Consider the following 14,495-nt stretch of genomic DNA (forward strand, 5'->3'; position numbering starts at 1 on the left):
ATATAAAAAATGACGGTTAGTATTCTGATATTTTTGCCGGTTGTAGCAGCCATCATCACCGCTTTTATAAAGAACGGTGCGGCTAAACACGTGGCATTGTTTTTCGCTGTTGCCGAACTGGCTGTAGCCGTGTTCTTCCTTTCGCGCTTTGTGCCCGATGCTTCTACACAGTTTACTGTAATCAAGCCATGGATACCAAAATTAGGTATCTATTTCACTGCCGGTATTGATGGCATAAGCATGGTGCTGGTATTGCTTACCACGCTGCTTGTGCCGCTAATAATCCTGACAACGTATCAGCATCAGTATAAAAACGCAGGCGCATTTTACGCTCTGATCTTGTTTATGCAGGCCGGTATGCTTACCGTTTTTACCGCTTTAAACGGCTTTTTATTTTATGTTGGATGGGAAGCCGCGCTGATACCCATCTATTTTATCTGCGCATTGTGGGGAGGTGAAAACCGTATTCGTATAACTATAAAGTTCTTCATTTATACGTTCGCGGGCTCGTTGTTTATGCTGATAGGTATCATATATCTGTATCTGAGTTCGCCTTCAAAAACATATGAGCTTAATGATCTTTACAATGCCGCTGTAACCGCTAAAGCACAATCGTGGGTGTTTTGGGCATTCTTTTTAGCATTCGCTATTAAAATGCCGGTTTTTCCTTTCCACACCTGGCAGCCGGATACGTATACTGAAGCGCCATCGGCTGGTACCATGATGTTATCAGGTATTATGCTGAAAATGGGTGTATACGGAGTTATCCGCTGGCTGATACCAAACGCACCACTGGGCTTTCTGCAATGGCAAACCCTTGCTGTGATATTATCGGTAATAGGTATCGTTTATGCCGCGTTGATTGCCTTTAACCAGAAAGACGGTAAACGCCTGGTAGCATATTCGTCTATCTCGCACGTTGGACTGATTGCTGCAGGTATCTTCTCCTGGAACCTCGAAGGTGTTCAAGGTGCCATGATCCAGATGCTGAATCATGGCATCAACGTAGTAGGGTTGTTCTTTGTATGGGACATCATTAGCCGCAGGCTGAACACCCGGGAGCTGGCTAACCTTGGTGGTATAGCTAAAGTTGCTCCGCAATTTGCCACAGCATTTTTAATTATCACGCTGGGTACTGTAGCGCTGCCGTTAAGCAATGGCTTTATCGGTGAATTTTTATTGCTGAAAGGCGTTTTCAATTACAACAATTGGATTGCCACTGTTGCCGGACTAACCATAATTTTTGGAGCGGTATATATGCTGCGTATGTACAAAAAAGCCATGCAAGGCGGCACAAATGAACTAACAGTACTGTTTACTGACATTACCGGTACTGAAAAATTGGTGCTTGGCATTATTTGCGTACTGGTAATCGTACTCGGTGTTTATCCTCAGCCGGTGTTACATATATCAGAAGCAGCAGTAAAAAATTTGATTGATACTGTAAACGCTAAGTTTGTTGATGCAGCAGTAAATAATATAAGATAAATCTACATGACCACTTTAATCATATTATCCGTTTTACCGCTGGTGCTTTTGTACTTCGGGTTATATAAAGCAAACAAGGCGCTGTTACCTGTTACGGTAATCGGTTTGTTGGTTGCCTTAGGTTTTGCCGTTGCCGAATGGAACAATGGTGCACAGCCGATATTTACCGGCATGATGCTGTTTGATAATTTCTCGGTGGCATTTTCAGGAATTACTATCATCTCTACTTTGCTGATTCTGCTGCTTTCAAAAGGATATTTCGAGAAGATCAGCAGCAATGTTGCTGAGTACTATGCTATTATTCTTTTCGCGTTAGCAGGCATTATCGTTATGGTGTCATTCTATAACATGGTGATGCTGTTTATCGGTATTGAAATCATGTCGGTAAGCTTATACATTCTGGCAGGTATCCGCAAAAACGACTTCGCTTCGAACGAGGCTGCTTTGAAATACTTCCTGATGGGGGCCTTTTCTACCGGCTTCTTGCTGTTTGGTATTACGCTGATCTACGGAGCGACAGGTGCTTTCAATCTTGAAGCTATCCGTAACTGGGTTATCGCTCATCCGCGTGAGATAGACCCGCTGTTTCATACAGGTTTGTTACTAATTATTATAGGTATGTGCTTTAAGGTTGGCGCCGCGCCTTTCCACTTCTGGACACCGGATGTGTACGAAGGTTCACCTACGCTGATCACCACCTTCATGTCAACAGTCGTAAAAACAGCAGGCTTCGCGGCTTTCCTGCGTCTGTTTTCAGCTTGCTTCGCGCAGATATCTGATTTCTGGGCTCCGGTACTTGTTGTTATAACCGTGATCACACTGTTCATTGGTAACATTACCGCCTTATATCAGCAAAGCTTTAAACGCATGCTCGCATTTTCGAGCATTTCACATGCAGGGTACCTGCTGTTTGCAATTGTTGCACTTGGTGCGGCTTCTGCAAGTTCGGTGCTGGTTTATGCATTGGCTTACTCTATTGCTTCTATAATTGCGTTCGGCGCACTTATACTGGTACAGCAGCAAAGTGGTACCGATAGTTTCGACAGCTTTAACGGCCTGGGTACACGTAACCCATTCCTTGCACTAACGCTTACTATTGCCATGCTGTCGCTGGCCGGGATTCCGCTTACAGCAGGTTTTATAGGCAAGTTCTTTATGTTTACCGGCGCGGTGTCGCATTACAAAATATGGCTGGTTATTATAGCTGTTGTTAACGCCATCATCAGCATATTCTATTATTTCAGAGTGATTATAGCCATGTATTTCCGTACAGGTGAGGGCAATACGCTTACAGTGCCGGCATATTATACGTTCGTACTGGGCATATCAGCGCTTATTACTATTGTTATAGGCATATACCCCGACTTTATTTCCAACCTTATTTAGCAATAAAGCCGTATAATTACATATTCAATAATATTAGTAGTTTTACGGATAACTGAATGGAACATTTCTGGGACCACCTTCAAAGTTTAACCGATGCCCAAACCATAATAGGCCTGGGCTTTTATGTTTTGCTGGTGGTTGTATTCGCCGAGACGGGTTTGTTCTTCGGTTTTTTTCTTCCTGGTGATTACCTGTTGTTTATGGCCGGCTTGTTTTGCGCCGCCGACAAACTGCCTGTTGACATTGTAACACTGGTGTTTTCTATAATGTGTGCCGGTATACTTGGTAACTTTGCAGGCTACTGGTTTGGGTACCGAACGGGGCCTGTTTTGTTTAAACGTGACGACTCTTTCTTCTTCAAAAGGCGTTATGTGGTACTTGCCGAAGAATTTTATGCAAAATATGGCGGTATGGCACTTGTTTTAGGCAGATTTTTTCCGATAATCAGAACTTTTGCACCTATCTTTGCAGGTGTAGTGCGGGTGGATTTCAAAAAGTTCACTTTATACAACATAATCGGCAGTGCAGCGTGGGTAAACAGCCTTACACTGGCGGGGTATTTTTTAGGAAGGCGCTATCCGCAAATAAAAGACTACCTGGAATATGTTGTGCTGGCGTTTTTGCTGGTAACTACAATTCCCCTGATTTTTGCGTTTTTAAAAAAGAAACTTATTGACGGCAAAACCGTTAATGAGGACAAAACAGATATTAATAAGTAACAAAATATATAACATATTTACATGAGTACATTACATCCGTGGCATCAGGTATCGCCAGGCACTAACATTCCGGAAATAGTAAATGCAATTATCGAGATACCTAAAGGATCAAAGGCAAAATACGAGATTGATAAAGAATCAGGTTTGCTAAAACTTGATCGTGTTCTTTTCTCATCAGTAATGTACCCGGCCAATTATGGCTTTATTCCGCAAACTTATTGCGACGATAAAGACCCGCTGGATATACTGGTACTTTGCTCTGTTGACGTATTTCCGATGTCTATCATCGAAGCTAAAGTTATTGGTGTAATGCACATGGTTGATAACGGCGAGCAGGATGACAAGATCATCGCGGTAGCGAAAAATGATATGTCGGTTAACTATATTAACGACCTTGCCGAGTTGCCTCCGCACACCATGAAAGAAATTGTTCGTTTCTTCCAGGATTACAAAAAGCTTGAAGATAAAAACGTAACCATTGAGCACTTAATGGGCGTACGTTATGCACATAAGGTTATCGCCGAGGCTTTAGAGCTTTATCAGACTACCTTTCCCGTTTACCAATAATTAATGCATGGACCCCGAGTATAGTATTAGCGGCTTTCAGATTTTTCTTACCATCTTCCTTGTATTGCTGAACGGATTTTTCGTAGCGGCAGAATTTGCTATGGTGAGGGTGCGCGGGTCGCAAATTGAACTGAAAGCCAAAACCGGGAGCCAGGCCGCGAAAATAGCACGCGGCATAATGCATAACCTTGATGGATACCTGGCTGCTACACAGTTGGGTATAACACTCGCTTCACTTGGTTTAGGTTGGGCCGGCGAATCAGTAGCATCAGCATTGATGCTTAAGACGTTTTCGTTAATCGGCCTTAATACTAATGTGGCATGGGTTGAAACCACCAGTCACGTAGTGGCGTTCCTGTTTATAACCGTGCTGCACATCGTATTCGGCGAACTGGCGCCTAAGTCAATAGCCATACAAAAGTCCGTTCGTACGGTAATGACAGTATCGGTTCCGTTAAAAGTATTCTTTGTTATATTCCGTCCATTTATTTGGCTGCTTAACGGCTTCGCTAATTTTATACTGAAAAGTATTGGTATTATCAGCGTACATGAATCAGAAACACACCATAGTTCTGAAGAGCTGCAGTATTTGCTTGAACAGGGTAAAGAAACCGGAGCCTTGGATGTTACCGAGCACGAACTGATACAAAACGTGTTTGAGTTTAACGAGCGTGTGGTAAAAAACATCATGGTGCCCCGAACCAAAATATCGGGTATAGACATTGATTCAGATAAAGAAAAGTTATTAAAAAAGATTGTAGAGGAAGGGTACTCACGTATCCCGGTTTACGAGGAAGTGATTGACAAAATTGTTGGTATAGTACATGCCAAAGATATTTTGCCGTTGCTGGTACGTGGTGAAGATATCAATTTAAGAGATATCATTCGGAAGCCATACTTTGTGCCCGAGACCAAAAAGATCAATGATTTGATGGCTGAACTGCAGCAAAAGCGTATTCAAATAGCTATTGTGCTTGACGAGTTTGGCGGTACTGCCGGTATGGTTACTCTTGAGGATATTGTGGAAGAACTGGTAGGTGAGATACAGGACGAGTATGACGAGGAAAAGCCTATAGTTGAAGAAGTGAACGAGCGTGAATTTATAGTAAACGCGCTTGCCCCAATTTATGATGTGAATGAGCACCTGCCGCATGATCTTCCTGAAGACGGTGATTATGATACAGTATCCGGCTGGCTGGGCGATTTGTTTGGTAAGATACCTGACGTAGGCGAACAGAAAGAAGCAAACGGCTATAATATTACTATCCTGAAAAAATCCGATCAGAATATCGAGTCGGTTAAGCTTGAACTGCTGATTAATGAAGAAGATGCCGTAGATAAGCATTAACTTGCGTTATGCATCTTTTTTATACACCCGATATTGAGCCCTCAATTTCCCAATACTTTTTAAACGAAGAGGAGAGCAAGCATGCTGTTCGTGTTTTGCGCCTGTCGCCCGGCGATGAAGTGCAATTGATTGACGGTCGGGGTGGTTTCTATATAGCTCATATAAAAGACGCTCATCCAAAACGTACCATACTTGATATTGCATCTGTCACTACAGAATATCAAAAACGTAACCATTACCTGCACATCGCGGTAGCGCCTACCAAAAATATTGAACGGCTGGAGTGGTTTTTAGAGAAAGCAACAGAAATTGGCATTGATGAAGTTTCACTGATCATCTGCCAGCGGTCGGAGCGTAAGGAAGCACGCGCCGACAGATTGAACCGCATTATTACCTCTGCGGTTAAGCAATCCATCAAAGCATATCACCCAATACTGAATGAAGCAACGCCATTTAACAAGTTTGTATCATCAGTATCTGAAGGACAAAAATTTATAGCGCATTGTGCCGAAGGGACGAAGCAGCCTTTAAAGACGCTTATTGAAACCGGCGGCAGTTATACTGTATTGATAGGTCCGGAAGGTGATTTTACGTCTGATGAAATTAATACAGCTTTGAATAACGGTTACAAAGCCATAACTTTAGGTGACAGCCGCCTGCGTACCGAAACGGCCGCGCTTGAGGCTTGCTTTGAAGTGAACTTTTTAAACCGGTAATGAGGAAAACCATTTGTTTATTTAGCGTGATAGTATTGCTGCTATGCGGCAGTTTTACCGATCCTGCATACAAGCTGGCGCGACTTAAATACAGTGGCGGCGGCGACTGGTATGGCGACCGTACCGCGCTTAAAAACCTGGTCAAGTTCTGCAACGATAACCTGAAAACTAATTTTGAAGCTGAAGAAGAAATAGTAGAGGCAGGCAGTACGCAGTTGTTCAACTATCCGTTTGTGTTTATGACAGGGCACGGCAATGTGATATTTTCACAGCAAGAGGCTAAGAACCTGCGTAAATACCTGGTAGGAGGCGGCTTTTTGCATATCGACGATAATTATGGATTGGACAAATTCATTCGTCCGCAAATGAAGCAGGTTTTCCCGGAACTAGATTTTGTTGAATTGCCGCCTAATCATCCCATATATCACCAAAAGTTTGACTTTCCAAACGGACTGCCTAAGATACATGAGCATGATGGTAAACGTCCGCAAGGCTTTGGCCTGATATATAAAGGGCGACTTGTGTGCTACTATACCTACGAAAGCGATTTAGGCAACGGTTGGGAAGATTACGGCACTTATGCAGGTGATACCCAGGAAGCGCGCTTAAAAGCGCTAAAAATGGGCGCAAATTTAATACAGTATATATTTACCCGCTGATATGAAATATCAGGTTAAAGTTAACAGCAAGCACAACTATGAGATTGATCGTGTAAACAATGAGTTGCAGGTTAATGGCCATGTTGTAAATGCCGACATTAAACAGTTAAGCCCGCTTTCGTATCACATCATTAACAATAACCGCTCATATAATGTAGAAGTGGTGAACTTTGACAAGGCTGCTAAAACAGCCGAAATTAAAGTGAATAACAATACCTACAGTATTACCGCTAAAGATCAGTTTGACGCGTTGCTTAACAAGCTTGGCCTTAGTGACATGAACAGTGTTAAGGTGAGCGAAATAAAGGCGCCTATGCCCGGCCTCGTATTAAAGGTTTTTGTAAACGAAGGCAGCGAAGTGAAAAAAGGCGACAACCTTTTTGTGTTGGAAGCCATGAAAATGGAAAATATTATTAAAGCTCCTGCAGATGTAACTGTAAAAAGCATCAAAATTAAGCCCGGCGACAAGGTGGAAAAGGGGCAGATACTGATGCAGTTTTAATACAAAGTGTATCCTAACGTCGTGCGAGGAAGGAGGCAATCTCTACACATGTAAATCTGCATTAAAGTTCAGAGATTGCTTCGTTCCTCGCAATGACGCGTTGTTTAATAAAGTAAAAACGGCCCTGCTTTTGATTAAGCAGGGCCGTTTTAATATACTGAACTACGTAATATCTTATCTTGAACGTGGCTTTTTAACCTTGATATGCGGTTTGCCTTGCGGATAAATTTCCGGAGCGCCAACCAGCGTCATCGCGCAGCGGAACCCAACTTCAGCGCTTGCCTCGTCCTGATCCATAAACCGGCGGGTAGAAGGGTTGAGCCAATAAGCCATATCATTCCACGAGCCACCTTTGTACACTTTTGAGCGGTTGTTTACCAGTGTAGTATTGCCATATAACGATGCATTAACTGTATCAGCATAACCGCGATAATCGTGTGTATATGGCTTGCCTGCTATAGGGTTGGTGTTTGCTGCAGGTGCCGCGTTAGCCGGAAGGCTGTCGGCAGTTGCCTGAGCCGGGGCATCACCGGTAGTATTATTTGCCGGACCACCTTGTTGTTGAGCCAAAAATTCGCTGTATTTAAGCTTGCGGTTTGATTTAGCCGGATCTTTTACCGGACGGCCATACTTGTCTTTAGCGTATAAGCCACGGGCCGGATCAGCCAGGCGCTTATCGAAAAACTCGTTACCACGGAAAGGATTGAAATCATCAAAGTCTTCAAATGACATTTGCCTGTAAGTATCGCCTACCCACTCATTCACGTTACCGGCCATGTTATATAAACCGAAATCGTTTGGTTGGTACGAACGTACAGGCGCGGTAATGTCAGCCTTATCGTTCAGGTAACCACCCACACCGGCGTTATCACCCTGGCCGCGTTTAAAGTTGGCCAGCATCAATCCACGTGTTGATTTTTTGGGAGAACGTACACCAAGGCCATTCCATGGATATACCTTACCGTCGTTGATGTTTTCAAATTCAGTATTACCGGCTAATGCTAAAGCTGCATACTCCCACTCAGCTTCAGATGGCAGGCGGTAACCTTGTTTCAAAATACCGTCTTCCATACGTACCGGCCTAACCGCCTTGCCGCCGTTGGCGCCCTGTGCGTTAGGATTAAGATCGGGCATCATCTTTTTACCATCGATACCTTCGCCGCGGTATTGGTTATTCATATATATCTCGGTATTAAAAGGCTCTTTACCCTGGCGCGCGGCATTGTCTTTCCAGGTTGCCAGGTAGCCCCTTTCACGAAGAATGTTCTCATTTGTACGGTCGGTACGCCATACGCAGTAATCCTGCGCCTGTTCCCAGGTAACACCTACAACCGGATAATCCTGGAAGGCAGGGTGACGAAGATAATTGTCTACATACGGCTCGTTGTACGATAAAGGCCTGCGCCAAACCAATGTGTCAGGCGTGGCATTGTAATACATTTCGCGATCGTCGGGGAAGGTAATGTTTATCCAGTGCAGGTAATCAAGCCAGTCCTGGTTAGAAACCTCGGTTTCATCCATATAAAATGATGGCACGGTTACCCTGCGACGAACGTTATTGTAATCAAAGGTAACATCCTGATCGGCGCTGCCACCCATTACAAATGTACCGCCTTCAATTGGCACAAGGCCCGGACCTGGCGAAGGATGGCTTTGCCTGAAACGCATATAGCCGCCATTGCTTTTATCGTTATAAACAAGACCCGTTTTTTGCGAACGTTGTTGCTTTGAGCAGGCACTAAGTGCTACCCCGGCAATCAGCATCAACCATATGGATTTGGTAAAAAATACCTTCATTTTCTAAGTAAATATTCTTATTTCGACGTAAATGTAATAATTCAATTCAAAAACGTGCAAAGGCGTTTATTTGTTTGCACACTTTTATACAGTATATTATACGTTAAAAACCTTATAATAGTTACAACAGTTAAAATGATCGTTTTTTCGATTTAGCAGCTGTGTTTAGTAAACTTGCATGCCGAAAATATATTTCTATATTTGAAAAGATAAACCGGTAAACCAAAACATGAGATATCTAATACTGAAAGCAGCATCTTTAGCATTATTTTTTCCGTGCGCTGCTTTTGCTCAAACAGGCTTGGGTGGTAGTTCGGTATCGGCAGTGCCTACCGAAGTGCCTTTTTTAAATATCTCTCCTGATTCCCGGTCGGGCGCTATGGGCGATGCAGGTGTTGCCATATCGCCTGATGTTAATGCTACGCATTGGAACCCCTCAAAACTGGCTTTCCTGGAAGAAAATACTGCTATTTCACTGTCCTACAGTCCATGGCTTCGTCGTTTAGTGAGTGATGTTAACCTGGCGTACTTAAGCTTTGCTAAACGAATTGACGAACGGAATACTTTAGGCGCATCAATAAGATATTTTAACCTGGGATCAATAAATCTGCGTGGTGAAGACAATGCCGACCTGGGCACTTATACTCCTAATGAATTTGCTATCGACGGTTCGTTCGCCAGAAAGTTCGGCGAAAACTTGTCGTTAGGGCTTACCTTACGGTATATACACTCTAATCTGTCAAATATCTCATTTACAGCTGGTTCGCCTCAAACCGGCCGTGCTGCCAATGCAGTAGCTGCCGATGTTTCCATGTATTTCAAAAACCCGACACAGCAGTTCGGTACCGACGCGTTGTTCGCTTTCGGCGCCAACATATCCAACATTGGTACAAAAATCGGTTATACAGATAACGGTCCGAAATACTTTTTGCCCACCAACATGAAAGTGGGTATAGCCAATACCTGGTATCTTGACGCTACCAGCCAGCTTACCTTCGCATTTGACCTAAACAAACTGCTTATACCTACAACCAAAATAAATGACGACGGTTCACTTAACTATGGTGAAGATATTTCGGTACCGAGCGGGATATTCCGTTCGTTTACAGATGCGCCGGGCGGTTTTAGTGAAGAACTGCGTGAGGTAACTGTTTCTCCGGGCTTTGAATACTGGTATAACCAGCAGTTTGCACTGCGTACGGGTTATTTCTTCGAATCAAGCCAGAAAGGCGGTCGTAAGTATTTATCACTTGGTGCCGGCTTCAAATACCAGGATTTTAGGTTCGATTTTTCCTATCTTGCGGCCAGTCAGCAAAACAGCCCGTTTGCCAATACGCTGCGGTTCACACTGTCTGCCGACTTAGGTTCGAAAAAACAACAATAAGTGGGAAAAATACGTGTAGGTTTTGGCTTTGATGTTCATCAGCTGAAAGAAAATCATCCTTTTGTTTTAGGCGGAGAAACACTTGAGCACCATTCAGGCGCTTACGGCCATTCTGATGCCGATGTAATATTGCATGCTATTTGCGATGCCTTATTAGGCGCTGCCAATTTAAGGGATATTGGCTACCATTTCTCTAACAAAGATGATCGCTGGAAAGGCATAAGCAGCCTGATACTGTTACAGGAAGTAATAAAGCTGTTAAATGAAAAAGGCTGGACAATAGGCAACATTGATGCCATGATATGCCTTGAGGCACCCAAAATAAATCCGCATGTGCCTGCTATGAAGGCTAACATTGCCAAAGCAGCCGGCATCGACGAAGAAGATATCTCCATAAAGGCTACTACCAACGAACAAATGGGCTTTATAGGGCGCGAAGAAGGCGTGGTTGCCTACGCCGTATGCCTGATAGAAAAACTTTAGTTATACTTTTTTACAGGCATATATCTGGCTTGTAATTGCTTAATAAAACGCAGTCCCCTGTCAAGCAGCGATCCCTTACGGTTTTTAAGGAAGAGCTTAATCGCCTCATGTGCATGTGGATTCTCAACTATACGTGCCGGAAAGAAAGTGACAGGTTGATCGGCTATTTGTACCTTGTACATATCTTCGATATTTGAATGTGTACCTGTGCCATCGTGCCCGATATTATGTATAAGAGAACGTGAAGGATGGAGCGACAAACCGCCCTTTAAAAATATAGAAGCATACCACCTTATTGCCCACGAATTGTTTTTGCCGCTTTTGAATTCCTGCATCTGTTTCCAGAAATTCATGGTATTCTCAACCGAGAAATTATGCTTTTTATGATTATCAAATTGTTGCAGCAATGTGTTAATGTCAGGCTGGAAATTTGACCAGGCACGCGCCCAGGTAGCCCATCCCCAGCTTGTTGCTATACGGTGGAAAAAGGTTTGCGGCAAAGTTTTATCATTCAAATCGAACATATAAGCGCCAATATGCATTACCTGCGGTTCACGCTCGTATTTGGTTAAAGCTTCGTTAAAGTACTGCAGTGTGTAGCGCGACGATAGCAGGTCATCCTCAAAAACTATCACCTTGCCATACTCATTAACCAACCGGGTTACGCCTTCAATTATTGAACCCGCAAGGCCCATGTTTTCCTCGCGCAGCACTACTTTTACCGATTTAAAGCCGGTTATGGTTTTAATATACTGCCTTACCTCATCAACCTTTGGCTTGTCGGCATCGGTTTTAGCGGCATCAGCAAAAATGTATAAACGCGATTCTTCAGCCAACTGATTTTTTTGCAAATAATTAAGCGTACGGCGTGTATGGTCGGGCCGGTTATAAACAAATAGGGCAATAGGAGCAAGGTTCTGCATGGATTAAATAATCGGAAATATAACCATTAAAAACACGGTGGGTTTTAATTTATTGCCCTTAAATTATCAAATTAACGTTTAAAAAAGCGGGCAAAAGTGTGGTCAATCTTTTCGTTTACATCATCAGATATTTTGAAGTAATAAGTTAGGGCGCCATAAATAGCAGTGGTAACGCCGCTTCTGATCACAATGTCCGCCAAAACGTTTGGCATACGCCAAAAGTAAAAGCCTACCAGAAAACTTACTACGCTGATAGCGATTACCAAAAAGTGCTTATAGCTAAACGGCTGCATCTTGAAACGGTATTTTATATATACCGTAGTGCCAATATTAATACCCACAATGGTAACCAGATAAGCAATAGCCGAGCCCATACCTTTGTACTTTGGTATCAACAAGTAATTCATCACCACGCAAAAAAACACTGCTGCTACAATAAAAGCGGTAAATATTTTGTACTTGTGCGATGAGGTAATGATATAGGCATTTAACCCGCCTGTGATGTCAACTAAAAACCCAAGGCCAATTACTACAAATAATCCAAAGTATTCCGGATTAACAAACTCTTTATTTTTTGCAATGGCGTATAAATTTTCCCTGTTAACGATGATGCCAATAAACAACAGGCAACCTATTACCATCTGTATAATTGAAGTTTTTGAATAAACGTCTGCTATATTGGCCATGTCTTTATTCTTCCAGGCATCGGCAACTATGGCATATGTGGTACGGCTAAGCGCCTGGGCCGGTACGCTTATTACAATGGCAATATTAAAGTACCAACTGTAAACGCCCTGCACGGCATCGCTGGTCATGGCGCTAAGCATTAAAGTATCGACTTTTTGAAGCAACACATACACGGCGCTCGAAACTGCCGTAAACAAGCCGAAATTTATAATCTCTTTCTTTTGTATGGAGGCAAATTTATAATCGGCACCGGCTAACTTAAATTTAGCAGTTGCCAAAAGGCTTATTAACAGTAACAGGCTGATTAACCCGTTGCTGCCTATGTATAAAAAAACAAATTCCTGAAAATTTATCCATTTAAAAGCAATCAACAGCAGATAAACTGATGTTAACAAACGCAGCAATATATTTTGTAAAAAGTTTGAGTAGATGGTTTGGTATACCGCCCTGCCCGTCATTTCAAGATAATTGAACATCACCACAAAAAACGATAGTGGTATAAGGTAATAGTAGTACCTTACTATAAGTGACGAACTTTCAATAAACGATGCCAGTATAATAGGCTTAAAAACGATATATAATACCGACGCGATAATAAACCCCATTATCGACCATAAAAAGGCCCAATGGATGAAGCCGTTATGTTTGCCATCATCAGTTCGGTAAACAGGGAAATAGCGCGCTATAATGCCTGGTACGCCCATAGAAGCTACTAATGAATACAGCACCGACATGCTTATTATTAAGTTGTAAAAACCATATTGGCTTGAATTGGTAAAAAACGGGAACAGCAGCACCGTATTAACATAGGCAATTACCATCCCCAGGTAAGATATGAACGTGTTTTTGTAAGCTTGCTTTTTTACTACCCCCATTATTGTGATTGTTGGCTGCCTATAATATTTCGATAGATTTAGCCTATTAAATATTAAGCTGCAAAAATATTATAATAACCCGCACTTTAATGCATAAGGCCAATTCGGTTATTTAAATCGGTAAGTCGGCAGTGAAAATTATTTAGTTATTTTTAGGCGCTCAAACAACCGACAATGAACGATTTAGAACGCTATTTTAAAGAAAATACCAACCGGGTTATTTACAAATGGGATCATTATTTTGAGATATACGACCGGCATTTTAGTAAATACCGCGGTAAAGACATCGTTTTACTGGAGATTGGTACATTTAATGGCGGAAGCTTGCAAATGTGGAAGGATTATTTTGGCCCTCGGGCAAAAATATATGGTATGGATATTAACCCTTTGTGTAAAGAAGTTGAAGAAGAAAATATCGCTATCCTTATCGGCTCACAATCCGACCGGAATTTTTTAAGAAAAGTTAAGCAAGAGATACCACCTATTGATATATTGATTGACGACGGCGGCCATACCATGCTGCAGCAGATTGTGTCGTTTGAAGAGTTGTTTTCGCATATTAAGCCTGATGGCGTGTATCTGTGCGAAGATAACCATACATCATATTGGAAAAATTATGGCGGCGGCCATAAACGAAACGGTACTTTTATTGAATACTCCAAAAACCTTATCGACCAACTGCATGCCTTCCACTCGCAGGAACCTTCGTTTAAGGTAGATTCGTTCACACGGTCCGCGCATTCCATGCATTATTACGATAGCATTTTAGTAATTGAAAAACGTATTATGAAAAAGCCTGTGTCTCAAAAGTCGGGCACACGCACTATACCGTATTACTCGCCCGAATACAAAGGGTTTGGCGTGTTTAAAAAGAATGTGCGTTACAGGGTACGCCATACCTTAAACCGAGTGTTGGGATTTTTGAAGCTGCCATTTAAAAACGGCGATTTTGATTATTAAT

General features: G+C 42.6%; 14 protein-coding genes. 11 read left to right on the top strand and 3 right to left on the bottom strand.

Going from position 1 to position 14,495, the window contains the following annotated elements; all coding sequences use genetic code 11:
- Positions 1–9 precede the first annotated feature (9 nt).
- The 8 genes from EOD41_RS07775 to EOD41_RS07810 are packed head-to-tail and all read left to right on the top strand — an operon-like array spanning position 10 to position 7,385.
- Positions 10–1,488: a complex I subunit 4 family protein gene (locus EOD41_RS07775; protein WP_127704213.1), complete on the top strand. Its 1,479-nt coding sequence runs from the start codon at positions 10–12 to the stop codon at positions 1,486–1,488.
- A 6-nt stretch (positions 1,489–1,494) separates the two neighbouring features.
- Positions 1,495–2,874, top strand: coding sequence for an NADH-quinone oxidoreductase subunit N (locus tag EOD41_RS07780; RefSeq protein ID WP_127704214.1), 1,380 nt, complete (start codon positions 1,495–1,497; stop codon positions 2,872–2,874).
- A 56-nt stretch (positions 2,875–2,930) separates the two neighbouring features.
- Positions 2,931–3,593 (top strand): DedA family protein, encoded by a 663-nt coding sequence (locus EOD41_RS07785; protein ID WP_127704215.1) that lies wholly within the window; start codon positions 2,931–2,933, stop codon positions 3,591–3,593.
- Positions 3,594–3,614: 21 nt separating this feature from the next.
- Positions 3,615–4,160 (top strand): inorganic diphosphatase, encoded by a 546-nt coding sequence (locus EOD41_RS07790; RefSeq protein WP_127704216.1) that lies wholly within the window; start codon positions 3,615–3,617, stop codon positions 4,158–4,160.
- A 7-nt stretch (positions 4,161–4,167) separates the two neighbouring features.
- Entirely contained in the window at positions 4,168–5,508 is a 1,341-nt protein-coding gene (locus EOD41_RS07795) for a hemolysin family protein (protein ID WP_127704217.1), read from the top strand.
- An 8-nt stretch (positions 5,509–5,516) separates the two neighbouring features.
- Entirely contained in the window at positions 5,517–6,224 is a 708-nt protein-coding gene (locus EOD41_RS07800; protein WP_127704218.1) for a 16S rRNA (uracil(1498)-N(3))-methyltransferase, read from the top strand.
- Positions 6,224–6,883, top strand: a complete 660-nt coding sequence (locus tag EOD41_RS07805; protein ID WP_127704219.1) for a DUF4159 domain-containing protein — start codon at positions 6,224–6,226, stop codon at positions 6,881–6,883. The genes EOD41_RS07800 and EOD41_RS07805 overlap by 1 nt, the downstream gene beginning before the upstream one ends.
- 1 nt (position 6,884) lies before the next feature.
- A complete protein-coding gene (locus EOD41_RS07810; RefSeq protein WP_127704220.1) occupies positions 6,885–7,385 on the top strand; it encodes an acetyl-CoA carboxylase biotin carboxyl carrier protein subunit in 501 nt (166 codons plus the stop codon).
- A gap of 174 nt (positions 7,386–7,559) precedes the next feature.
- Here EOD41_RS07810 and EOD41_RS07815 read toward each other — a convergent pair whose 3' ends face one another.
- Positions 7,560–9,182 (bottom strand): SUMF1/EgtB/PvdO family nonheme iron enzyme, encoded by a 1,623-nt coding sequence (locus EOD41_RS07815; RefSeq protein ID WP_127704221.1) that lies wholly within the window; start codon positions 9,180–9,182, stop codon positions 7,560–7,562.
- Positions 9,183–9,411: 229 nt separating this feature from the next.
- On the opposite strand from EOD41_RS07815, the gene porV reads away from it, so the two are divergent.
- Positions 9,412–10,566 (top strand): type IX secretion system outer membrane channel protein PorV, encoded by a 1,155-nt coding sequence (gene porV, locus EOD41_RS07820; RefSeq protein ID WP_127704222.1) that lies wholly within the window; start codon positions 9,412–9,414, stop codon positions 10,564–10,566.
- Positions 10,567–11,049 carry a 2-C-methyl-D-erythritol 2,4-cyclodiphosphate synthase gene (gene ispF, locus EOD41_RS07825; RefSeq protein ID WP_240663255.1) on the top strand — a complete coding sequence of 161 codons (483 nt, stop codon included), beginning with the start codon at positions 10,567–10,569 and terminating at the stop codon, positions 11,047–11,049.
- Here the strand turns inward: ispF and EOD41_RS07830 are convergent.
- Positions 11,046–11,972, bottom strand: coding sequence for a glycosyltransferase (locus EOD41_RS07830; protein ID WP_127704223.1), 927 nt, complete (start codon positions 11,970–11,972; stop codon positions 11,046–11,048). The genes ispF and EOD41_RS07830 overlap by 4 nt on opposite strands.
- Before the next feature lie 71 nt (positions 11,973–12,043).
- Positions 12,044–13,534: a lipopolysaccharide biosynthesis protein gene (locus tag EOD41_RS07835; RefSeq protein ID WP_127704224.1), complete on the bottom strand. Its 1,491-nt coding sequence runs from the start codon at positions 13,532–13,534 to the stop codon at positions 12,044–12,046.
- A gap of 174 nt (positions 13,535–13,708) precedes the next feature.
- Here EOD41_RS07835 and EOD41_RS07840 point away from each other — a divergent pair, with 174 nt between their 5' ends.
- Positions 13,709–14,494 (top strand): class I SAM-dependent methyltransferase, encoded by a 786-nt coding sequence (locus tag EOD41_RS07840; protein WP_127704225.1) that lies wholly within the window; start codon positions 13,709–13,711, stop codon positions 14,492–14,494.
- The last annotated feature ends 1 nt before the right edge of the window (position 14,495 follow it).

The organism is Mucilaginibacter limnophilus (assembly GCF_004005815.1).
Classification (GTDB): domain Bacteria; phylum Bacteroidota; class Bacteroidia; order Sphingobacteriales; family Sphingobacteriaceae; genus Mucilaginibacter; species Mucilaginibacter limnophilus.

Coding starts and splice junctions, on each gene's coding strand:
- EOD41_RS07775 (WP_127704213.1), top strand. CDS start 10: ATGACGGTTAGTATTCTGATATTTTTGCCGGTTGTAGCAGCCATCATC.
- EOD41_RS07780 (WP_127704214.1), top strand. CDS start 1,495: ATGACCACTTTAATCATATTATCCGTTTTACCGCTGGTGCTTTTGTAC.
- EOD41_RS07785 (WP_127704215.1), top strand. CDS start 2,931: ATGGAACATTTCTGGGACCACCTTCAAAGTTTAACCGATGCCCAAACC.
- EOD41_RS07790 (WP_127704216.1), top strand. CDS start 3,615: ATGAGTACATTACATCCGTGGCATCAGGTATCGCCAGGCACTAACATT.
- EOD41_RS07795 (WP_127704217.1), top strand. CDS start 4,168: ATGGACCCCGAGTATAGTATTAGCGGCTTTCAGATTTTTCTTACCATC.
- EOD41_RS07800 (WP_127704218.1), top strand. CDS start 5,517: ATGCATCTTTTTTATACACCCGATATTGAGCCCTCAATTTCCCAATAC.
- EOD41_RS07805 (WP_127704219.1), top strand. CDS start 6,224: ATGAGGAAAACCATTTGTTTATTTAGCGTGATAGTATTGCTGCTATGC.
- EOD41_RS07810 (WP_127704220.1), top strand. CDS start 6,885: ATGAAATATCAGGTTAAAGTTAACAGCAAGCACAACTATGAGATTGAT.
- EOD41_RS07815 (WP_127704221.1), bottom strand. CDS start 9,182: ATGAAGGTATTTTTTACCAAATCCATATGGTTGATGCTGATTGCCGGG.
- porV (WP_127704222.1), top strand. CDS start 9,412: ATGAGATATCTAATACTGAAAGCAGCATCTTTAGCATTATTTTTTCCG.
- EOD41_RS07830 (WP_127704223.1), bottom strand. CDS start 11,972: ATGCAGAACCTTGCTCCTATTGCCCTATTTGTTTATAACCGGCCCGAC.
- EOD41_RS07835 (WP_127704224.1), bottom strand. CDS start 13,534: ATGGGGGTAGTAAAAAAGCAAGCTTACAAAAACACGTTCATATCTTAC.
- EOD41_RS07840 (WP_127704225.1), top strand. CDS start 13,709: ATGAACGATTTAGAACGCTATTTTAAAGAAAATACCAACCGGGTTATT.